Annotated in this window: 20 protein-coding genes; 9 read left to right on the top strand and 11 right to left on the bottom strand. The window is 72.8% G+C overall.

Annotation, left to right across the window (positions count from 1 at the left end):
* Positions 1–67: 67 nt before the first annotated feature.
* Complete coding sequence (locus tag ACIO9J_RS23535) at positions 68–1,192, bottom strand: NAD(P)/FAD-dependent oxidoreductase (RefSeq protein ID WP_402003594.1); 1,125 nt, start codon at positions 1,190–1,192, stop codon at positions 68–70.
* A gap of 301 nt (positions 1,193–1,493) precedes the next feature.
* Here ACIO9J_RS23535 and ACIO9J_RS23540 point away from each other — a divergent pair, with 301 nt between their 5' ends.
* Positions 1,494–2,411, top strand: coding sequence for a LysR substrate-binding domain-containing protein (locus ACIO9J_RS23540; protein ID WP_402002796.1), 918 nt, complete (start codon positions 1,494–1,496; stop codon positions 2,409–2,411).
* A 21-nt stretch (positions 2,412–2,432) separates the two neighbouring features.
* Here ACIO9J_RS23540 and ACIO9J_RS23545 read toward each other — a convergent pair whose 3' ends face one another.
* Positions 2,433–3,386 carry a type II CAAX prenyl endopeptidase Rce1 family protein gene (locus tag ACIO9J_RS23545; RefSeq protein WP_402002799.1) on the bottom strand — a complete coding sequence of 318 codons (954 nt, stop codon included), beginning with the start codon at positions 3,384–3,386 and terminating at the stop codon, positions 2,433–2,435.
* Positions 3,387–3,539: 153 nt separating this feature from the next.
* Positions 3,540–4,889, bottom strand: coding sequence for a tetratricopeptide repeat protein (locus tag ACIO9J_RS23550; protein WP_402003597.1), 1,350 nt, complete (start codon positions 4,887–4,889; stop codon positions 3,540–3,542).
* Between the two features lie 328 nt (positions 4,890–5,217).
* Here ACIO9J_RS23550 and ACIO9J_RS23555 point away from each other — a divergent pair, with 328 nt between their 5' ends.
* On the top strand, positions 5,218–6,564 hold the full coding sequence (locus ACIO9J_RS23555) for a M64 family metallopeptidase (protein ID WP_402002802.1): 1,347 nt from the start codon (positions 5,218–5,220) through the stop codon (positions 6,562–6,564).
* Positions 6,565–6,930: 366 nt separating this feature from the next.
* On the opposite strand, the gene ACIO9J_RS23560 is transcribed toward ACIO9J_RS23555, so the two are convergent.
* On the bottom strand, positions 6,931–7,983 hold the full coding sequence (locus ACIO9J_RS23560; protein ID WP_402002805.1) for a LacI family DNA-binding transcriptional regulator: 1,053 nt from the start codon (positions 7,981–7,983) through the stop codon (positions 6,931–6,933).
* Positions 7,984–8,238: 255 nt separating this feature from the next.
* Between ACIO9J_RS23560 and ACIO9J_RS23565 the strand changes: the two genes are divergently transcribed.
* The 3 genes from ACIO9J_RS23565 to ACIO9J_RS23575 all read left to right on the top strand — a co-directional run bounded on the left by ACIO9J_RS23565 (position 8,239) and on the right by ACIO9J_RS23575 (position 11,474).
* Positions 8,239–9,186 carry a nucleoside hydrolase gene (locus ACIO9J_RS23565; protein ID WP_402002808.1) on the top strand — a complete coding sequence of 316 codons (948 nt, stop codon included), beginning with the start codon at positions 8,239–8,241 and terminating at the stop codon, positions 9,184–9,186.
* Positions 9,183–10,634, top strand: a complete 1,452-nt coding sequence (locus ACIO9J_RS23570) for an MFS transporter (RefSeq protein ID WP_402002811.1) — start codon at positions 9,183–9,185, stop codon at positions 10,632–10,634. Before ACIO9J_RS23565 ends, ACIO9J_RS23570 begins: the two co-directional genes overlap by 4 nt.
* A gap of 249 nt (positions 10,635–10,883) precedes the next feature.
* On the top strand, positions 10,884–11,474 hold the full coding sequence (locus tag ACIO9J_RS23575) for a lytic polysaccharide monooxygenase (RefSeq protein ID WP_402002814.1): 591 nt from the start codon (positions 10,884–10,886) through the stop codon (positions 11,472–11,474).
* Between the two features lie 38 nt (positions 11,475–11,512).
* Here ACIO9J_RS23575 and ACIO9J_RS23580 read toward each other — a convergent pair whose 3' ends face one another.
* Positions 11,513–12,439: an SMP-30/gluconolactonase/LRE family protein gene (locus tag ACIO9J_RS23580; protein ID WP_402002817.1), complete on the bottom strand. Its 927-nt coding sequence runs from the start codon at positions 12,437–12,439 to the stop codon at positions 11,513–11,515.
* An 85-nt stretch (positions 12,440–12,524) separates the two neighbouring features.
* Between ACIO9J_RS23580 and ACIO9J_RS23585 the strand changes: the two genes are divergently transcribed.
* Positions 12,525–12,983: an Lrp/AsnC family transcriptional regulator gene (locus tag ACIO9J_RS23585; protein WP_402003600.1), complete on the top strand. Its 459-nt coding sequence runs from the start codon at positions 12,525–12,527 to the stop codon at positions 12,981–12,983.
* A gap of 22 nt (positions 12,984–13,005) precedes the next feature.
* Here ACIO9J_RS23585 and ACIO9J_RS23590 read toward each other — a convergent pair whose 3' ends face one another.
* From ACIO9J_RS23590 to ACIO9J_RS23605, 4 genes are all read right to left on the bottom strand, one after another.
* Complete coding sequence (locus ACIO9J_RS23590; protein ID WP_402002820.1) at positions 13,006–13,881, bottom strand: 4Fe-4S domain-containing protein; 876 nt, start codon at positions 13,879–13,881, stop codon at positions 13,006–13,008.
* 231 nt (positions 13,882–14,112) lie between these two features.
* On the bottom strand, positions 14,113–15,522 hold the full coding sequence (thrS, locus tag ACIO9J_RS23595; protein ID WP_402003603.1) for a threonine--tRNA ligase: 1,410 nt from the start codon (positions 15,520–15,522) through the stop codon (positions 14,113–14,115).
* Positions 15,523–15,570: 48 nt separating this feature from the next.
* Entirely contained in the window at positions 15,571–16,026 is a 456-nt protein-coding gene (locus ACIO9J_RS23600) for a hydrolase (protein WP_402002823.1), read from the bottom strand.
* Complete coding sequence (locus ACIO9J_RS23605; RefSeq protein WP_402002826.1) at positions 16,026–16,568, bottom strand: AAA family ATPase; 543 nt, start codon at positions 16,566–16,568, stop codon at positions 16,026–16,028. Before ACIO9J_RS23605 ends, ACIO9J_RS23600 begins: the two co-directional genes overlap by 1 nt.
* A gap of 145 nt (positions 16,569–16,713) precedes the next feature.
* Between ACIO9J_RS23605 and ACIO9J_RS23610 the strand changes: the two genes are divergently transcribed.
* The 3 genes from ACIO9J_RS23610 to ACIO9J_RS23620 all read left to right on the top strand — a co-directional run bounded on the left by ACIO9J_RS23610 (position 16,714) and on the right by ACIO9J_RS23620 (position 18,850).
* The gene (locus ACIO9J_RS23610; protein ID WP_402002829.1) at positions 16,714–18,210 is read left to right on the top strand and encodes an alpha/beta hydrolase; all 1,497 of its coding nucleotides are present in this window, start codon (positions 16,714–16,716) and stop codon (positions 18,208–18,210) included.
* A gap of 169 nt (positions 18,211–18,379) precedes the next feature.
* Entirely contained in the window at positions 18,380–18,547 is a 168-nt protein-coding gene (locus tag ACIO9J_RS23615) for a hypothetical protein (RefSeq protein WP_402002831.1), read from the top strand.
* A gap of 33 nt (positions 18,548–18,580) precedes the next feature.
* A complete protein-coding gene (locus tag ACIO9J_RS23620; protein ID WP_402002834.1) occupies positions 18,581–18,850 on the top strand; it encodes a hypothetical protein in 270 nt (89 codons plus the stop codon).
* On the opposite strand, the gene ACIO9J_RS23625 is transcribed toward ACIO9J_RS23620, so the two are convergent.
* The gene (locus tag ACIO9J_RS23625) at positions 18,810–20,081 is read right to left on the bottom strand and encodes an MFS transporter (protein ID WP_402002837.1); all 1,272 of its coding nucleotides are present in this window, start codon (positions 20,079–20,081) and stop codon (positions 18,810–18,812) included. The genes ACIO9J_RS23620 and ACIO9J_RS23625 overlap by 41 nt on opposite strands.
* Positions 20,062–21,033, bottom strand: a complete 972-nt coding sequence (locus tag ACIO9J_RS23630) for a MerR family transcriptional regulator (RefSeq protein WP_402002840.1) — start codon at positions 21,031–21,033, stop codon at positions 20,062–20,064. The genes ACIO9J_RS23625 and ACIO9J_RS23630 overlap by 20 nt, the downstream gene beginning before the upstream one ends.
* Between the last annotated feature and the right edge of the window lie 74 nt (positions 21,034–21,107).

Genomic DNA, 21,107 nt, shown 5'->3' on the forward strand with positions numbered 1-21,107 from the left:
GCACGTCGTCCTTTCGATCGGTCGGGAAGGTCCGGCCCCGGTCAACAGGGCCGGGCAGTAGAGGTGTTCAGACCACATGGGCTTCGGGGCGGCTCGCGGCGGCCCCCGTGCCGAAGCGGTCGGCGCCGAGGGGTGTGACGTCGACGAAGGGCCTGCGTCCCAGATGCAGATCGCGGACGATCTCTCCGACGGCGGGGGCCTGGAGGAAGCCGTGGCCGGAGAACCCGGTGGCGTAGAGGAAGTTGGGGACGGCGTCGGAGCGGCCGATGAGCGCGTTGTGGTCCGGCGTGACCTCGTACAGGCCCGCCCAGCCGCCCACCGTCCGCAGGTCCGCGAGCGCGGGCGCCCGCTGCCGTGCGACCTCGCGGAACAGGTCGAGCCACTCCGGCGTCCACGTCGTGTCGAACCCGTCGGCCTGCGCCGGGTCGGCGAGGCCGAGCAGCAACCCGTCGTCGCTGTTGTGGAAGTACGCCGACGAAGCGAAGTCGATGGTGAAGGGGATGCGGGGCGCGGCGGGCACCAGCGGTTCGGTGAAGGCGAGTTGACGCCGTACGGGCCGCACCGGCAGCTCGACCCCCACCATGGCGCCGACCCGCGCGGACCAGGCCCCCGCGGCGCACACCACCGCCCCGCAGGTGAGCGAGCCGCGGTCGGTGTGCACGACGCCGATCCGGTCACCGACGGTGTCCATGCCGAGCACCGTGGTGTGGGTCGCGAGGACGACACCGGCACGGGCGGCGGCGCTCGCATAGCCGCGGACGACGAGAGAGGGGCGGGCGTGGCCGTCGGCGGGGGAGTAGCAGGCGGCGACGAGGCCCTCCGTACGGAGGTAGGGGCACAGGTCCCGGGCCTCGCGGGCACCGATCATGCGGCTGGGGACGCCCAGTCCGTTCTGGGTGCGCACGGCGGCCTCGAAGTCCGCGGCCTGCTCCTGGCCGGTCAGCAGGAACAGATAGCCGACCGTGTCGAGGCCGATGCCCGCTCCCGGGCGGCGCGGAAAGTCCTCGTAGGCGCGCAGACTGCGCAGGCCGAGCTCGATGTTGAGCGGATCGGAGAACTGCGCGCGGACCCCGCCGATCGGCTTGCCCGAACTGCCCTGCCCCAGCTCGTCGCGCTCGACGACGACGATGTCGCGCACCCCCGCCTCGGCCAGATGGAAGGCGATGCTGGTGCCCATCACCCCGCCCCCGATGACGACGACGTCGGCGGCGGACGGGAGGTCGGGCGAGAGTGAGGGTGAGGGCGAGGCGGAGGACGAGGGTGAGGGCGATGATCCGGGCCAGGGGGACGAGGAGGCCAAGGGGCCGCTCCCTTCCAGGGGCCGTCACCCGAGGCGCGTCGCGAGCCGCGAAGGGCCGCTGTCCGCAAGGGTGTTGGCCGGGCTGTCATGGCGTGGCGCGAAACGCTGAACAGCTTGCTGCCCGTCATGGTGCAGCACCGCGGCCTTCGCCGTCCATGAACACTTCGTGCGGTCGATCGATTACGATCGCCATATGTTCGGGGCGAGCGCCCAGTTGAGATCCCTGGTGGAACTGACCAGGCGGGGAACCATCACGGCCGTCGCCGACGCCCTGGGCTACACACCGGGTGGCATCTCGCAGCAACTCGCCGCGCTGGAGCGGACCACGGGCGTGCGGCTGCTGCGACGCGTGGGCCGCAGGGTCGAGCTGACCGACGAGGGCCTGACCCTGGCGCGGTACGCCGAGCGGATCCTCAGCACCGAGGCGGAGGCACTGGAAGCACTCGCGCACGGCGGCGGGGACGTCAGCGGCGAGCTGCGCGTCGGCCTCTTCGCCACGGTGGCCGCCGAGATACTCCCGCTCGCCCTGCGCAGGACCGGCGAGTCGCTGCCGGGCCTCAGGGTGCGCAGCCGCGACATGGACGTCGACGAGGTGTACGACGCGGTCTCCTCCGGCGGCGTCGACCTGGCCATCGGCCTCGACTACCCCGACGTACCCATCCCGCGCGACCCCGAGCTGCGGATGCTGCGCCTGTACCGCGAACGGTTCGCGCTCGCGGTGCCCACGGGCTCGATGGCGGGCCGTGACGCCGTCTCGCTCGCGGAGACGGCGGACCTCGGATGGATCCTGCCGCCCGGCGACAGCTACTACGGCCGCGCCGTGCGCACCGCCTGCCGCCGTGCGGGCGTCGAGCCGCTCGTGGAACACGAGGTGACGGACACCGCGGCCACGCTCGCCCTGGTCGAGGCGGGGGTCGGGGTGAGCACGGTGACGGGTCTGATGCTGCGCCTGCGCCGCTCCCGCTTCGACGTGGTGGCGCTGCGCGAGACGGTGGAGCGGCACGTCGTGGTGGTGTACCGCACGCGGGCCGAGCACCGGCCGACGGTGGCGGCGCTGGTGGAGATCCTGCGGGCGGTGGCCTCCCCTCCGGGAGAAGGGGAGGCGGAGTAGGTCACCGGCCCGCAAGGACGGTCAGTGCGGCGCCGAGGCCCGCACGGCGGCCGGTTCACGCTCACCGCTCGTGGTCGCCGCGGTCCCGCGCGAGCTCACTTTCCGCCACACCGCGAACCCGGCCATGGCGACCAACAGGTAGATCGGCACGAGGAGTTCGGCGCCCGGGTCCAGGAGTTCGGCGTGCCATCCGGCGTCGCGCTTCTCGCCCTCGAACGTGACGCGGTTGACGGTCAGGAAGGTCAGATGGGTGCCGATGGCCGCGTACAGCGGGGCTTCGCGCACCGCCGTACGGGCCGCCACGAGCGTCAGTCCGAAGACCGTCAGGAGGATCAGGTAGTCGGCGGCGTTCTGGCCGCCCGGCGCCCATCCCACGGGGCCCGGGTCACCGCCGACGAGCCGCGCGGTCCAGGACGCCACCACCGTCGAGAAGCCCGGCACGACCAGGAACACGGCCGTGGTGCCGAACGCCGTGACCAGGCCGCCGAACCGGCCGCGCAGCGCGGTCCAGGTGTAACCGCGCAGCGTCGTCTCCTCGGGCAGCGCCTCCAGGAGCAGGGCGACCACGCCGTTCGTCACGAGGAACGCGGCGAGCGCGAGCGGATCGGGACGCGACCAGCTGAGCATGCCCCCGGCCGTGCCCGCCCCGAGGACGAGTGCGGCGGCCGCCGCCGTCACGCCCGCACCGATGAGCAGCGCACGCAGACCGGCCTTCGGGGTGCCGAGCCCGACGGACCCGAGCGAGCGCCCCCTGCGCCGCAGCGCCGCCCCGACGAGCGGCACGGCCACCGCGCTGACTATCAGGGCGGGGACGAGCCTGGCCGCGAACCCGGAGAGCCCGAGCGCGTCGGCGGCCTCCGGCCCCGCCGCCGTGCCCACGCCGAGGGCCACGCCCATGACGAGACCGCCGCCCACGGCCCTGACCAGCGTGCCGACCAAGGAAGGTACGGGTGGGACGGTCGTCGGTTCGGTCATGTGCCTCTCCTCGTGCGCCTGTCGCAGGTGGTGATCACCATCCTGGGCGCCCTCGCGGGCACGGGAGTCGTAGCCCCGGAGGAATTCGCACTACATCCTTTGATGCAGTCGGCGGGCGGGAGTGATGCAGTCGGCGGGCGCGGGCGGGAGACGTCACATCGGCGGTGCGGCCGGCGCGGGACCCAGCGTCGTCGTGCCGGGCGCGGCCCGGTGCCCGAGCCCCGTGCGGTACGCGTCCATCGCGGCCTCCACCCGTCCGGAGCGGCGCAGCAGATCGCCCAGGAGACGGCACAGATCCGCCAGGTCCCCCGCCGCGCTGGACCGTTCGAGCAACGAGAGGGCCGCGCAGTAGTGCTCCTCTGCGCGTTCGGTGTCGCCCCGCTCCTCGGCGATGAGCCCGAGCAGCCGGTGCGCGCCGCCCGCGTGCACGGCGCCCCGGCCCGCCCCGAGCGACCCCGGCTCGTCCTCGGGGGCATCGGCACCGGACATCAGGAGCGGCCGCAGCAGCGCCTCCGCCTCCTCGGCCCTGCCGCGCCGCCGCAGCACGTCGGCCAGCTCCACCTCGACCTGCTCGGTGAAGAGCGCGGCGCGCTTGGAGGAGAGGATGGCGCGGGCCGTGCGCAGTTCGCTCTCCGCGTGCTCCAGATCGCCGTCCTGGGCGTGGACGTAGCCGCGCATCCAGTGGCAGTGGGCGAGTTCGGTGCGGATGTGCAGTTGCCGGTAGAGCTCCTGGGCCTTGGCGAGCGAGGCGTCGGCCTCGGCGATGCGTCCCTCCGCGATGAGCGTGCGGGCCACCCCGCGGTGCATGCCGGCGACCAGCGCGGGATCGCCGACGCCGGGGGCGAGCGCGAGCGCCAGTTCGGCGGCGTGCGCGGCCCTGGCGTGCGCGCCCATGTCCATGTAGGGCGCGATGGACGCCGTATAGAGGAGAAGCAGCGCCTCCGGGTCGTGCAGACCGCCCGCGTTGAGCTCGTCGAGGGTGCTCTCCAGGAGGTAACAGGCGTACCGCAGCTCGCCGGTGAGGAGATGGGCGGTGGCGCGGCCCCGGATCGCGGGGACGCGGCGGGGCAGCGGATCGTCGGCGAGGAGGTGTTCTGCGGCGGCGAAGCAGTCGCGGGCGTCGGTGAGTTCACCGGACTCCAGCAGGCAGTCGCCGAGCCCGAGGAGCGCGTCGGCCTGCTCCGGGGCGAGTCCGTGCGTGACGGCCTCTTCGTGCAGGGCGCGGAAGAGGACGGCGGCGTCGCCCGGCGCGCCGGTGGCCAGGGCGCGCCGCGCGTCGGTGAGCCGCAGGCGCAGCCCCGCGGCGAGCCGGGCGGGGCGGCCGGTGGAGAGCTCCTCGTAGCTGACGCCGAGGCGCTCGGCGAGGTGCCGCAGGGCCGCCTCGGAGGGCCGCACCTTGCCCGCCTCCAGCGTGGAGACGTACGCGGGAGTGTAGGCGGGCTCGGCCAACTGGCGCTGGGTGAGCCCGAGTTCACCGCGCAGCCGCTGTACGCGCCGCCCGATCTCGGCCGGTTCGTCGGCCCGCGCGCCCTCGCCGGGTGCGCCCGCACCCCGTACGCCGTCGGAAGTGTTCCGCTCCACCGCTGCCTCTCCGTATGCCGCCTCGCCCGCACCGCGTGGGTCGCCTCGCGTGCGGCGCCTCTCGCCCGGCCTGCGGACCGTGCGTGCCGCACGCATTGTCACCCGCCGGGCCGTGGGCGGCGTGAACTAGTGCAACCCATGGGTGACTTGAGGCACAGCCATTGCCTGACGTCCCACGAGCCTCTACGTTGAGCCGCGCCTTAACCCCGCTTAACCCGCCATTTATATCGCGGACTTCGAGAGGACGCCCATGCCCCCCACGGGACGAATACCGGCCGGGACCCCCGGCCATGCCAGACGCGCGCCCCTGCGCATCGCCCTCGCCACCGGCATCGCGCTCGCCGCGGGCCTCGCCGCCACCGGACCCGCGGGCACGGCCACGGCGGCGGGACCGGACCCGGCCGCCCAACAGGCCCAGCGCGTCGAGTACTTCACGTCACCCGGCGGCCACCCCCGGCACGCCGAGGTGCCCGCGCCCGACGCGCTCTCCTCGAAGGAGCGCGCGGAGATCAAGGGCGACGGCGACGTCGTTCCCATCGTGCAGGCCGGTCCGACCGCGTCCAAGCTCGACGTCGTCTTCATCGGCGACGGCTACACCGCCGCGCAGCAGGAGGACTTCCACGCCGACGTGCGCACCAAGTGGGCGAAGATCTCCGCCGTCGAGCCGTACGCCTCGTACAAGGGCCTCTTCAACGTCTGGGCCGTGGACGCGGTGTCCCGGCAGTCCGGCGTCTCCGGCGATCCGACCACCGGCACCGTCAAGGACACCGCGCTCGGCTCGGCCTTCTTCTGCGACGGCATCGAGCGCCTGCTCTGCGTGGACACCAACAAGGTCGAGTCGTACGCCAAGAAGGCCGCCGACCCCGACCTCGTCATCGTCCTCGCCAACTCCACCAAGTACGGCGGCGCGGGCTACAACGACATCACCTCGCCGTCCGGCTACGACGGCATCGCCACCGCGTCCTCGGACAACGCCCAGTCCGACCAGGTCGCCGTCCACGAGACCGGCCACTCGCTGGGCAAGCTCGCCGACGAGTACTGGTACGACGAGTACGGCACCTACACGGGCGCCGAGCCCTGGGAAGCCAACACCAGCAAGCTCACGGCCGCGCAGCTGACCGCCCAGAAGAAGAAGTGGTACCGGTGGATCGGCCAGACCTCGCCGGACGGCGGCAAGGTCGGCGCGTACGAGGGCGGCGGCTACTACCCGCGCGGCCTGTACCGCCCCACCAGCGACTCGATCATGCGCACGCTCGGCCGCGAGTTCAACCTGCCGGGGAACGAGGCCATGATCGCGGGCTTCCACCGGCACGCGTCCGTCGTCACGGCGGTCACGGGCACCGACCGCGCGGTACGGCGAGACGCCAAGGTCCGGGTGAGCGCGGCGGAGGGCGTGCGGCTGCGCTGGAGCGTGGACGGACGTGAGGTCCGCTCGGCGCGGGGCGACGCCGTCGTGTCGCCGCGCGCCCTCGGGGTCCCGGCCGACGGACGCGCCCACACCCTGTCGGTGCGCGCCACGGACCCGACGAAGTCGGTCCGCGACCCGGCCCTGCGCGGCCTCCTGACGAACACGCTCACCTGGCGGGTGACGCGCTGACCGCCTGAGCGGCCGCGCCCCTTAGGGGCGCGGGGAACTGCGCGGCCAGCCACGACGAACCGTCAGATGTCCGACGGCATGGCGCGGCACGTCCAGCGGAGTGCTCAGGCGCGAGCTACGCGCCGAGCCCTCCGCTCCCGCGCCCCTTAGGGGCGCGGGGAACTGCGCGACCAGCCACGACGAACCGTCAGATGTCCGACGGCATGGCGCGGCACGTCCAGCGGGGCGCTCAGGCGCGAGCTACGCGCCGAGCCCTCCGCTCCCGCGCCCCTTAGGGGCGCGGGGAACTGCGCGACCAGCCACGACGAACCAGCAGACGCCCGACAGCATGGCGCAGCACATCCAGCGGGGCGCTCAGCACGCGGGCTACGCGCCGAGCCCCCCGCCCCCGCTCCCGCCCGGCGCGCAGCCGCCCGCGCAGCCGCTCACGCTGGACTCGCGTACGACAAGGCCCGGCGCGAGCCGTATCGCCCGCTGCGGTCCTTCGCCGCCGCCGGAGAGGCGCCGTTCGAGCAGGCGCGCCGCCTCCGCGGCCAGTTCGGCGACGGGCTGGCGGACCGTGGTGACGCCGGGGGCGGACAGTGCCGCCATCGGGATGTCGTCGAAGCCGGTCACGGCGACCTCGCCGGGGACGTCGGCGCCGAGCTGCTGGAGGCGCTGGAGCGCGCCGATCGCGATGAGGTCGTTGGCGCAGACCAGGGCGTCGGGCCTGGTGTCCCACACCTCGTCGACGGCGGCCCTGCCCCACTCCACGGAGAAATCGCCGAGGGCGACCCGCTCCGGTGCGCCGGGATCGAGGGCGCCCGCCTCCGCCGCGTAGGCCTGGCGCCGCTCGATGGCGGTCGACGCCGTCCCCGCCGCGCCCAGGAAGCAGACGCGGCGGCGGCCCGTGGCCGCCAGGTGATCGAGCACGAGCGCCATGCCCGCGGTGTTGTCGACCGCGACGGAGTCGGCGATCGCGGGCCCGCAGCCCCGGTCCATCAGGACCAGCGGAACCCGGGCGGCCGCCGCGGCCACCGCCTCCCTGCTGTGGTCCTCGTGCGCGGGGATCACGAGCAGGGCGTCGACCTGCCGGCTCAGCAGGTCCCCGATCCGCTCCGCCTCGGCCACCGGGTCGTCGTCGCAGTCGGCGAGGAGCACGGCCCGCCCGTCCGCGTGCAGCGCATGGGTCAACTCCCGCACCAGGGCCGGGTAGAAGGGGTTCGTGATCTGCGGCAGGACGAGGCCGACCGTGCCGGTGCTGCGGCTGCGCAGGGCGCGGGCCGCGTGATTGGGCCGGTAGCCGAGGGCTTCGGCGGCCTCGCGGACCCGGCGAGCGGTCTCGGCCCCGACCGGGCGGGTGCCCGCGAGGACCCGGGAGACCGTGGCGACGGAGCAGCCGGAGACCCGGGCCACGTCTCGCAGTGTCACGTCAGCCACGCCCCGCCCGCCTCTCGCTGAGTTTCGGCAAACGTTATCAGCGGGTTTCCGGGGCGACCAGAGCCAATTTTCCGGCCGGCTTGGCCGGTTTAAGGTGTTTCTGTCCCGGACTGAACTGTGTCCGATCCGGGCGAGTTTGCCGGGGTGTGTCGTCGGCCATTGACATAATTCGCACCTGTGCACAGAGTCTTGGGAGAACGTTTTCCCGAGCTGCCGCCCCCCAGCGGCAACTCAGCCGAACAAAGAGGTTCCGCGATGCCCCGAAAGATCATCCTGGACTGCGACCCCGGACATGACGACGCGATCGCCATGCTCCTGGCGCACGGCAACCCGGATGTGGATCTTGTCGCCGTCACCACCGTGGTGGGCAACCAGACCCTGGAGAAGGTCACCCGTAACGCCCTGTCGGTGGCCCGCATCGCGAACATCACCGGCGTCCCCTTCGCCGCGGGCTGCCCCCGCCCCCTCGTCCGCGAGGTCGAGACCGCCCCTGACATCCACGGCGAGAGCGGCATCGACGGCCCGGTCATGCCCGAGCCGACGCTGACGCTCGACGAGCGGCACGCCGTCGACCTCATCATCGACACGGTCATGGCGCACGAGCCCGGCGAGATCACCATCGTCCCCACCGCGGGCCTGACCAACATCGCGCTGGCCGCGCGCAAGGAGCCCCGCATCGTCGAGCGGGTCCGCGAGGTCGTCCTGATGGGCGGCGGCTACCACACGGGCAACTGGAGCCCGGTCGCCGAGTTCAACATCAAGATCGACCCCGAGGCCGCGCACATCGTCTTCAACGAGAGCTGGCCGGTCACCATGGTCGGTCTCGACCTGACCCACCAGGCCCTCGCCACCCCCGAGGTCGTCGAGCGCATCGCGAAGGTCGGCACCGAGCCCGCCGTCTTCGTCAACGAGCTGCTCGACTTCTTCGGCGCCATGTACCTGGAGGCCCAGGGCTTCGACGCGCCGCCGGTCCACGATCCGTGCGCCGTCGCGTACGTCATCGACCCCGACGTCATGACGGTCCGCAAGGCCCCGGTCGACATCGAGCTCACCGGCACCCTCACGCTCGGCATGACCGTCACGGACTTCCGCGCGCCCGCCCCCGACGACTGCCACACCCAGGTCGCCGTCGACCTGGACCACGCGCGGTTCTGGGACCTGATCGTGGACGCCCTCGAGCGGATCGGTGACGTCCGCGCATGAACGCCTCCTCCACCGCGCCCGCCGCCGTGCCCGGCGGCGCCAAGGGTTCCCGCCCGGTGCGCGTCGGCGTCCTGGTCGCCGCGCTCCTCGCGGCCTGCTTCGCCTTCCAGCTCAACGCGAGCATGCTCAGCCCCGCCCTGAAGAACATCGAGGACTCCCTCGGCGCGACCTCGGCGGAGATCGGCCTCACTCAGACCGCGTTCTTCACCTCGGCCGCGCTCTTCTCCCTCTTCCTGCCGCGCCTCGGCGACCTCGTCGGCCGCCGCAAGGTGCTCGCCGGAATGCTGACGCTCATGGTCGTCGGCTGTGTGGTCGCCGCGCTCGCCGAGAGCGTGCCGATGCTCTTCGCGGGCCGGGTCATCCAGGGCGTCTCGGGCCCCACCGTGCCGCTCTGCCTGATCATGCTGCGCCACGAGGTCCACGAGCCGAAGAAGTACGGCACGCTGCTCGGCGTCATCACCGCGGTCAACGGCGGCATCGCGGGCGTCGACTCCCTGGCGGGCGGCTACCTCGCCGATCACCACGGGTTCCAGTCGGTGTTCTGGGCGATGGCCGTCGTGGCCGCGCTCGCCGCGCTCCTGGTCGCCACCCTCACCCCGGAGTCCAAGGCCACAGACACCACCGACAGCCGCATGGACTGGCCCGGCGTCACCCTCCTGGTCATCTCCGTCGGCGCGGCCCTCATCGCCCTGAACGAGGCGGGCAAGCTCGGCGACGCCAATTGGCCGCTCGTCGCGGGCCTCTTCGTGGTCACCGGCATCGCCTTCGCACTGTTCTGGCGCACCGAGGACCGCAGCAGCCACCCCCTGGTCGCCACCCGGCATCTGCGCCAGCGCTCCACCTGGGCGCTGCTGCTCACCACGGTGCTCACCATGACCGGCGTCTTCGCCGTCATGAACGGCATGATCCCCGCCTTCGCCCAGGACGCGCAGGCCGGTTTCGGCATGAGCGCGGAGCAATCGGCCTGGTGGACCCTGACGCCGTACGCCCTCGCGGGCCTGGCCATGGGCCCGCTCGCGGGCCGGCTCGCCGCCACGTACGGCTACGGCCGCATCCTGCGCCTCGGCCTGATCGGCTCGGCGGTGACGGTCGCCCTGATGCTGTTCACGCTGCACGCCGACTCGCGGCTGCTGCTCCTGCTCGCGTCGGTCCTGATCGGCGTCACCTACGCGGGCGTGGGCAACATCGTGCTCAACGGGCTCGGCATCGTGCTGTCCCCGAAGGAGAACCCGGGCTTCCTGCCCGGTCTGAACGCGGGCGCCTTCAACCTCGGCGCCGGGCTCAGCTTCGCCGTCCTGTACGCCGTGCAGACCGCGGCGGCACCGGCCGACAAGACGTCCGCCGCCGGATACACGGCGGGCATGATCGCCGGAGTCGCCCTCATCGCGGCGGCGCTCGCGACGTCCTTCCTCATCCCCAAGCCGGTGGAGGCGGAAGCCACGCAGTGATGACCTGCCACCCGGCAGATCGTCCGGCGGCGAGGGGTCGGCCGGCCCCTCGCCGCCGCGTTCCGGCGGATCTCCATTGGTATGGACATGCCCAAGTCCCGGGGCTAGTCTCAGTCTTGGTCTAGACCGCGTCGGACGTGTGCCCTCCGGTTGTTCCCGTGCTGCCGTCTTGCTGCTCGCCGTTCGATTCGGCAGTGCGTCAGGGGTGTACGTCCGTCCCACCCGCACCTCGGACCACGGGAGCACACCATGCGGAAGAAGCTCACCTCGTTACTCCTGGGCCTCGGTCTCGCCGGGTCGGCCATGCTGGCCACCAGCGGCGCCGCCCAGGCCCACGGCTACACCGACTCACCCGTCAGCCGCCAGCAGCTCTGCGGCAACGGCACCGTACGGAACTGCGGCCAGATCCAGTGGGAGCCGCCGAGCGTGGAGGGGCCCAAGGGGTTCCCGGCGCGGGGGCCCGTCGACGGGCACATCTGCTCCGGCGGCATCGGGCGCTTCTCCGAGCTGGACGACCCGCGCGGCGGGAACTGGCCGGCCACCCAGCTGACCGCGGGCGCGAGCCACACCTTCGTCTGGCGCATCACCGCCCGCCACGCCACCACGGACTTCCGCTACTACATCACCAAGGACGGCTGGGACCCCACCAAGCCGCTGACCAGGGCCGACCTGGAGCTACAGCCGTTCCTCGCGGTGCCCTTCGGCGGCCGTCAGCCCGGCTCCACGGTCACCCACGCCGGCGTGCTGCCCCAGAAGACGGGGCGGCACATCATCCTCGGCGTCTGGACCATCGCGGACACCGGCAACGCCTTCTACGCCTGCTCCGACGTGCGTTTCTGACGCGTCACCTTCCCCGGGGCGGCCGTGGGTCCAGCAGCTCAGCGGAGCACGCGCGGCAGCCCGGTGACGGCCATGACCAGTGAGTACAGCGAACTGGTCGCGGTGATGAAGAGCCGGTTGTTCTTCGGCCCGCCGAAGGCGATGTTGGACACCGGCTCCGGCACCCGCAGGCGCCCGATGAGGGTGCCGTCGGGGTCGTAGCAGTGCACCCCGCCCTCGATGGCGGCCGCCCACAGGTGGCCGCCGTCGTCGAAGCGGAGGTTGTCGAACCGGCTGAGGTCGTCCTTCGCCTCGGCGAACACCCGGCCCGCCGAGAGCGTGCCGTCCTCGCGTACGTCGAAGACCCGGATGCAGCCGCCCCGGGTGTCGGAGACGTACAACTGCCGCTCGTCGGGCGAGAAGACGAGGCCGTTCGGCGCCCCGAAACAGTCCGCGACAAGGTGCACCTCGCCGCTGGCCGGGTCGATCCGGTAGACGTGGCAGCCGTCGATCTCGGGCTCGGCGCGGAACCCCTCGTAGTCGCTGGTGATGCCGAAGTCCGGGTCCGAGAACCACACCGAGCCGTCGGAGCGCACCACCGCGTCGTTGGGGCTGTTGAGCCGCTTGCCCGCGTACCGGTCGGCGAGCACGGTGATCCGGCCGTCGGGCTCGGTGCGGGTGACGCGGCGGTTGCCCTGCTCGCAGCTGATGAGCCGGCCCTCGCGGTCCAGGGTGTTGCCGTTGACGTGCCCGGCGGGGGAGCGGAAGACGGAGACGGCGCCGGTGGTCTCGTCCCAGCGCAGCAGCCGGTCGTTGGGGATGTCGCTCCAGACGAGCTGGCGCCAGGCCGGCAGGTAGAGCGGCCCTTCGGCCCAGCGGCAGCCGTCGTACAGCGTCTCCAGGCGGTTGTCCCCGTTGGCGCACCTGCCGGTACGGAACCGCTCGTCCAGGATCTCGTACACCGAGGTGTTGTCGGTGGTGGACATCATTACCCCTTAGCGCTACGCAACTGAATGCTGTTCGGTGGATCGAGACTATGCCAGAACGAGATATGGTTGCGCCATGGTGACTGTGGATGACGTGGACCGGCGGCTGATCGCTCTCCTCCAGGAGGACGCGACGACCTCGTACGCGGTGCTCGGCAAGGAGGTCGGCCTCTCCGCCGGCGCCGCCCATGAGCGCGTGCGCAAGCTGCGCGAGCGCGGCGTCATCCGGCGCACGACCGTCGAGGTGGACCCCGCGGCCCTGGACCGCGGGGTGCTCGCCTTCGTGATGGTCGAATCGACGGCGTGGATGGGGGAGTCGGCGGCCGCGTTCGCGGCGATCCCCGAGATCCAGGAGGCGCACGTCATCGCGGGCAGCGCGTCGGTCCTGGTGAAGGTCCGCACGGCGACGACCGCTCAACTACAGGACGTGCTGCGCAGGTTGTACGCGATCGAGGGCGTGAGCGGGACCCAGGCGACGGTCTCCCTGGAGACGTTCTTCGAGCGGCCGGTGGGCCCGCTGCCCGCGCTGCCCGCGGACGGCTGACGCGCGCCTAGGCGGCCCTCGCTCACCAGCGGACGGCGGTGAAGTCGATGGGGCGCGGTCGCAGCGCGCGGGTGCGGGCCGTCAACTCCCGCATGCGCGCGGCCATCTCGTCGGCCGGGAGCTGCTTGCGGTCGCCGTGCCCCGGCAGCAGCCACTCGAAGCGGAGGTCTCCGGCGGTGCGGGCCAGCGAGGCCGCGAGCTCCTCGACCGAGTACCAGGTGACGCTGTCGGCCACCTCGATGTCCTGCGTCGTACGCGACCAGTAGAAGCTGTCCCCGCTGAAGCAGTACCGCTCGTCGGCGACGTACAACACGCTCCCCTCGGTGTGGCCCGGCAGCGGATGGGCGAGCACGCCGTCGGCGATCTCGATGCTGCCGGTGCCGCGCAGCACGCAGTCCGCGTCGGGCGCGGCGGCGAGGTCGCCCTCGTGGACCCAGAGCCTGGCCTGGAAACGGTCGGCGTACCTGCGGCCGTGCGCGGCGTGGTCGCGGTGGGTCAGGAGCACGTCGGTGACCGGCCCGAGCGTCTCGAACCGGGCGGCGAGCGGCTCGCTCCAGCGGGGCGTGTCCACCATCAGCAGATTCCCCGAAGGGCGCCGCAGCAGATAGGAGTTGGCGGCCGCGGTCTGCTGGGAGTTGTGGCCGCAGAATAAGACGGTGTCGTCGAGGGGGATGGGGTAGAGGTCGCGCTCCGGGTCGATCCGGCCGGAGGAGGGCCGGATCGAGCGGGTGTGGCAGGCGAAGGCCGCGGCGTACATCAGGTCCTCCTCCGCCGTGTCGAGCGGCTGGCGCAGGATCTCGGAGCGGCCGTTCGCCTCGACGATCAGATCCGGCGCGAGCTGCCGGGCGACGTCGCAGTTCGTGCAGCGTTCGTCCACGTACCAACCGGAGTCGTTCACGGTGTGACTCACTTCCTGCGGGGGTTCGCTGTCACCTCAGGGGTATCGCGGCGGCGGACGGAAGTGGAAGGGGGTCTCACTCTTGTTTCTCCTGGTGAGGGCGTATCTCGCGAGGGCTTGTGGCGTGTGGTGCGCATGACAAGACGTGTGTGCGTGACGGTGACGGCCAGGGGGGGGCGGCGCTGGTCGTCGAGGCGCTCCGAGGCGGGCGCCGCCCCCTCTCCTGGCTCGCTACTCGGCGGAGTCCGCGTCCCACAGGGCGGTGCCGTGCGCCGAGACCAGCGCCTCGACGCGGGCGAGCACCTCGGCCGCGGGCAGGGCGTCGATGCGGCGCCCGTCGCGCAGCCGCAGCGCGACCCGGTCGTCGACGGCCTCCTTCGCCCCGATCACCGCCTGGTAAGGCACGAGGCGGGCCGCCCGGACGCGTGCCCCGAGGCTGCCCTGTTCGGGACCGGCGAGCTCGGCCCGCAGCCCCCGCTCGACGCACCGCCGCACGAACGCGTCGGCGCCGGGCACCTCGGCGTCGGAGACCGGCATGACCACCACCTGGACCGGGGCGAGCCAGGCGGGAAACGCGCCGCCGTGCTCCTCGATGAGGTGGGCGACGGCCCGCTCCACGCTGCCGATGATGCTGCGGTGGACCATCACGGGGCGGTGCCGCGCGCCGTCGGGGCCCACGTAGCGCAGGTCGAACCGCTCGGGCTGGTGGAAGTCGACCTGCACGGTGGAGAGGGTGGACTCGCGGCCCGCCGCGTCGGCGACCTGGACGTCGATCTTCGGACCGTAGAACGCGGCCTCGCCCTCCGCGGCCTCGTACGGCAGCCCCGAGCGGTCCAGCACGTCGGTCAGTACGGCGACGGCCCGGCGCCAGTGCTCGGGCGCGGCCACGTACTTGCCGCCCGGCGCGGGCAGGGAGAGCCGGAAGCGGGCCGCGCGGATGCCGAGCGCGGCGTACGCGCGGCGGATCATCGCCAGGGCCGCGCTCGCCTCGTCGGCGACCTGGTCCAGGGTGCAGAAAATGTGCGCGTCGTTCAGCTGGATGGCCCGCACCCGGTTCAACCCGCCGACCACGCCCGAGAGTTCGGCCCGGTACATGCCGCCGAGCTCGGCCATCCGCAGCGGCAGTTCACGGTAACTGCGTGCGCGGGAACGGAAGATCAGCGCGTGGTGCGGACAGAGGCTCGGCCGCAGGACGACCTCCTCGCCGCCCATCTCCATCGGCGGGAACATGTCGTCGCGGTAGTGCGACCAGTGCCCGGAGATCTCGTACAGCTCGCGCTTGCCGAGCACCGGCGAGTACACGTGCCGGTAGCCCGCGAGCCGTTCGGCGTCGCGGATGTACTCCTCCAGGGCGTGGCGCACGGCGGCACCGTCGGGCAGCCAGTAGGGCAGCCCCGCGCCGATCAGCGGATCGGTGCCGAACAGGCCGAGATCGCGGCCGAGTCTGCGGTGGTCGTACATGGCGGTCTCCTCGCGTACATGAGGCGAGTGACCAGCGCGAAGCCCCGGGGCACTCGCCCCGGGGCTTCGGACTCGAACATCGGTCAGCGCGCCGGGACACTCTCCGGCGTCGTCGTCATCTCGGCGCGCTTCATGCGGCGAACGTAGCAGCGGTCGCGATCGCCGGGCGACCGGATTAATCGGTGGCGGGTGGGGAGCGCGGGCCCGGTCGGGGCCGGCGTCAGGCGGTCAGGTCGCCCGCGGTGCGGGCCCGGCGCGCTTGATGCCGACCAGGACCCGGTACCGCGCCCGCGCCGCGAAGTCCGCGAGTCCCCATACGGCGGGGCGGCCGGCCTCCGCGCAGAGGTGCAGCACCGCGTCGTCGGCCATCCATACGCCGACATGCGCGCCGTACGCGTCGGCGGTCGCGTTGAACAGGAGGATATCGAGCGGGCGGGCGTCGCCGATGTCGTCGACGCGGTGCGTGGCGTCCGTGTCGGCCCACAGGTCGCTGGAGCGCAGGGCGGGCAGGCGGGCCGCGCCGAAGTGGGCGAGGACTTCGTACGCGAACACCTGGCAGTTGCCGCCCGCCGCGAGATCGGGGCGCTCGGCCACGGCGGCGGAGCCGGGGAAGCGGGCCGCGACGTACGGCACCTGCCAGAAGACGGCGGGGAGCCGGGGGAGCAGCGGTCCGCGTCCTGTCATCAGCCGCTGGCCGGGCGGCCGGTGGACTCGACCGCGGTGGCGATCCGCTGTGCCACGAGGGCGGGCGGGAGTTCCGTCGTATCGATCACCCGGGCCGCCTCGCGGAGCCAGGGGAGGGCCTCCTCGTACAGGGTGAGGTGGTCGCGGCGCCACCTCCGTGCCGGGATGCTGTCGGGCTTCATGTCGGTGGCGATGCGGCGGGCGAGCGTGGCGCGATCGGCGTGGAGCACGAAGTGGTGGACCGGGATGCCCGCGGCCAGGAGGCCCTCGTGGATCTCCTGCCAGTAGGGGTGCAGCAGCACCGTCTGCGGGACGACGAGCGTCCCGCCGAGATGGTCGAGGAGCTGGGACGCGGTGGCCACGACCAGGCCGCGCCACGGCTTGAGGTCCTGGAAGTCGCCCTGGGCGAGACCGGGCACGTGCCGCAGCATGTACCCGACCTGTTCGGCGTCGAAGATCCGTGACTCCGGCAGCAGCGCGGTGAGTTCGTGCGCGGTGGTCGTCTTGCCCGCGCCGAAGGTTCCGTTCAGCCAGATGATCATGGCGGCCGAGCATACCCGTTCGTGGGGAGGCGTCGGGCGGATACGGCGGATGACTCCCCCTAGGTGGTCCGTGAGGGTAAACCCCCATCAGCTGTTGCCAGTTGGGACGATGCGGGAGGAGGGGGCGCGCGGTGAGGCTGAGCGCATGACGAAGACCAAGCGCAACCCGGCCCTGCTCGCCGCCGCCACGGCGGTCCTCGCGCTCACCGCTCCGCTCACCGCGACGGCGTCGGCCACCGCCGCGCCCGCCGCCGGTCCCGCGCCCCTCGACTGGAAGAAGTGCGAGGGGCCCGTCGCCGACCCCCGTCAGCGGTGCGCGACCCTCGACGTGCCGATGGACTACGCCGACCCGCGGGGTGCGCGGACCGAGATCGCCGTCTCCCGCATCCCCGCCGAGAAGCGCTCGGCCCGGCGCGGCGCCCTCTTCCTCATCCCCGGCGGACCGGGCGGCTCCGGCCTGGACAGCCCCTCGACCAAGGGCCAGCGGCTGCCCCAGGAGGTGCGGGACGCCTACGACCTGATCGGCTTCGATCCCCGCGGGCTAGGCGCCTCGACCCAGGTCAGCTGCGGCCTCGAACACGGCGACCTCGCCACCTCGAAGCTGCGGCCCTGGCCCGGCCCCGACGGCTCCGTCACGGAGAACATGGCGACGGCCCGGCGCACGTCGGACGCCTGCGCGCGCAACGGCGGCGAACTGATCCGCCACCTCAGCACCGCCAACGGGGCCCGCGACATCGACCGCGTCCGGGCGGCACTCGGTGAGCGCAGGATCTCCGCCTGGGGCGTCTCGTACGGGACGTACGTCGGCGCCGTCTACAGCCAGCTGTTCTCGGGGCGCACCGACCGGATCGTCCTGGACAGCGTCGACAACCCCGACCCCACCCGTGTCTCCCGCGCCTGGATCGCCGGGCACGAGACCGGTGTGGAGGACACCTTCCCCGAATTCGCCAAGTGGGCCTCCGCGCCCGGCAATCCGGACCGCGTGGCGCGGAGTGCGGCAGAGGTCCGCCCGCTCTTCCTGCGGCTCGCGAAGCGGCTCGACCGCGAGCCGATCCCCTGGCCCGGCGCCAACCCCGAGGAACTGAACGGCAACGTGCTGCGCCAGTCCATGCTCGACGCGTTCTACGACCCCGACCGCTTCGCGGGCCTCGCCCAGCTGATCAAGGCCGCCGAACGGGGCGAGGTCCCGGCCGTGCCCGAGGCGCCGCCGGAGGAGATGCTCCAGAACGTCACCGCGGTCGGCGCGGGCACGCTCTGCAACGACGTCGCGTGGCCCACGACGGCCGCCGCGTACGAGAAGGACGTCGCCCGGAGCCGCGCCGCCCACCCGCTCACGGCTGGCATGCCCCGCAACGCGATGCTCTGCGCCGCCTGGCCCTTCGCGCCCCGGGAGGCGCCGGTGCGGATCACCGACAAGGGCCCGTCCGACATCCTGCTCGTCCAGAACGAGCGCGACGTGGCGACCCCGCTGAAGGGCGCACTCAAGATGCGCGAGGCACTCGGCGGCCGGGCCACGATGGTGACCGTCAACTCCACGGGCCACGATGCCTACCTCGCCAACGGGAACGAGTGCGGCGACCGGACGGTTTCCCGTTTCCTGGCGACCGGGGAACGCCCCGACCAGGACACCTACTGCGCCTGACCTTCCGGCCCCGTGACCTCTGTGACCTCGTTCACAGAGGTCACGCGGTCGTACGGGCATGATCGGGGCCGGGTGTGGAGCACGTGCCGGATTCGCGTAAGGTCGCGGATCGGCCGACTGCGGCCGACCTGATGAACACATGATGTCCCCGAACAAGGAGCCGCTGGTCATGCCGGCCAATGACGCCACCCAGGCGCCGATCTACCACACCCTGGTCCAGGAACACGGCGACGTACTCGCCACCGCGCGCCGCGCGGCTGAGGAGACCAAGCAGACCGCCGAGGACGTACTGGACTTCAGCCTGCCGACCCGGACGGTCGCCGCCGACCCGGCTTAGCGTCGGCGGCGGTGCATCGGCCAGGATGGCGGGATGGACTACGAGTTCTGGAAAGACATCCACGCCCGCGGCGGCATCCCCGCGGTGCAGAGCGCCCTCGCGGCCCTGCCCGACGACATGAACGAGGACGAGGCGGGCGCCGCGGCCGAGGTGGCCCTCAAGGTCATCGAGGAGGACATCGCCCGCATCAACGCCCGCGCCGACCGCGCCGAGGCCCGCGCCCGCGAGCTGGCCGAACAGACCCGCGAGGTGAACGATCAGCTCACGGAGCATGCGGCGGGGCGGTCGAGGGACGGGGAGTAGCGCTGGAGTGCTTGCTCCGGGCGCCGACGCGTCCGCCGAGGAGCGCGACGGGGGTGACCACCGCGGGCACGAACAGCAGGGTCGTCCTGCTGCCCTCGGCATCCGCGAGGTACGCGAACAGCGCGGCTCCCGCCGCGCCTCCGGCCAGGTCGAGGCTGCTGAGCCACGACATGGTCTCGGTCACGCGTCCCCGCGGGGCGAGATCGCCCGCGATGGTGCGCAGCGCCCCGAACGCGGAGCCGATCGCGAGTCCGGCGACGGGACACACCAGAAGAACGACTGTCGGCGACACCCAACAGGCCACGGCCAGCGCCCCGGCCCCCGCCGCGAACACCCCGAGCAGAGCCCCGAGCCCGGGACCGCCGGACCGCCCCGAAGGCAGCGCACCCAGGGCGAGACTGCCCAGCACACTGCCGATCGACAGGGCGCCCAGGTAAAGCCCCGCGTACGCGGCCGCGCCGTACTCCTGGGCGTAGACCGGCAGCAGCACATCGATGCCGGTCACCGAAGCCACGAACAGCGCGTCCACGGCCAGCAGACGACGCAAGGACGCGCAGGTGAGCGGCCCCAGGAGGCGTCCGGCTCCGGCCGGGCGCGGCGGTACGCACGGCGGGCCGACCACGCCGACCAGGAGCGCGACGGCACCGGATATCAGCAGCGCCACGGCGACGAACGGTGCCACGGGCGAGACCGACAGACTCAGCCAACTCGCCAGCAGCGGACCGGTGATGAGCGCGGTGCCCGTCATGGCGGAGTCGAGAGCCATCGCCGTACCCGCCGTACGGGGACCGGCGGCGCCGTGCCAGGCCGAGCGCATCATCACGGCAACGGGCGGCGTGGTGACGCCCAGCGCGACGGCGAGGACGAGCAGGACCGCGACGGACGCGTGGCCGCGCGCGACCGTCACCAGCGCGGTGACGGTCGCGAGGTGGGCGGCCAGCGAACCGAGCAGGACCGGGCGTGGCGCGCACCGGTCGACGAGACGGCCGCGCAGGGGCGCGGTGAGCGCCTGCCCGAGGGCCGAACCGCTCACGGCGAGGCCCGCCGTGCCGTACCCGTGGTCGCGGCCGACCAGGAGCAGCAGCCCCAGTCCCACCATGCCCGCGGGCAGCTTCGACGCCAGACCCACCGAGGCGAGCCGCCCGAAGGACGGTGAGGCCAGCAGGTCCCGGTAGCCGTCGAGCCGCCGACGCGGTGGTGCCCCGACCGGTTCAGTGGGTGTGCCGGGCATGGCGCGCGTGTCGCTCGCGGGGCAGGCGGGAGTGCAGGGCGCGGACCGACCACTGGAGCGGCCGGGAGAGGTCCTCCGGGGCGGGCCAGGCGTTGATCACCGCGAGGAGGCGCAGGTACTGGTCCCTGCGGGGGTCGTCCATGCTGTGCAGGCGGGCCGCGAGGAGGGTGCGGAGTTCGATGTCGTCGGGGCGGTCGAGGATCCGTGCGTAGTGGGCGGTGATCGCGGTGACGGCGGGCTCGGCCTGGGGCGAGGCGGGGTCGATGCCCGCCGCGAGAGCGGGGACGACCTGGGCGCGGACCGTCTCGGCGAGGACGCGGGGAAGCGCCGAGGCGCTCTCGGGGGTCCGGTCTTCGGCCAGCTGCCCGGCCATCCGCCGCATGGTCGCCCGGAAGTCCTCGTCCTGGAAGAGCTCGGCCAGTTCCACCCATGCCTCGACCTGTTCGGGGTCGGGGTCGTCGGGCAGTTGGGGAGTCATCGAGCGTACGACCGCGGCGAAGGCGGGATGGGTGCGCAGTCCGTCGAAGACGGTGCCGAGGAAGTCGTCGATCAGACGTCGGCGTTCGTCGGCGGAGAGCTTGGCGAGCTTGTGCATGAGGTCCAACTCCTCAGGGGTGGAGCCGCGTCTGGCCACCGCCGTCAGCACCGCGCGCCGCAGCCGCAGCACGCGGATCTGCACGTCGAGCGCCTCGGCGTGCGCCGCGGCGACCTCGGGGAGCGGGACCTCGCGGTCGACGACCCTGCGGATCGTGGGGAGGTCGAGTCCCAGTTCGCGCAGCGTCCGCACGAGATCGAGGCGGGCGACGGCCGCGGTGCCGTACAGGCGGTAGCCGGCCGGGGTGCGGTCGGTGGGTGGCACGATCCCCGCGTCGGAGTAGAACCTGACGGTCTTGACCGTCAGGCCGGTCCGCCGCGCCAGATCACCGATCGAGAAGAGCGTGTCGCCGTTCATGTCCCCACCCTCACGTCTCCCCCTGCTGGAGACTCAAGCCCTGAGCCGAGGCCCCGAAGGACCCCGGATTCCGG

It is taken from the genome of Streptomyces sp. NPDC087300 (genome assembly GCF_044744425.1).
Lineage (GTDB): Bacteria > Actinomycetota > Actinomycetes > Streptomycetales > Streptomycetaceae > Streptomyces.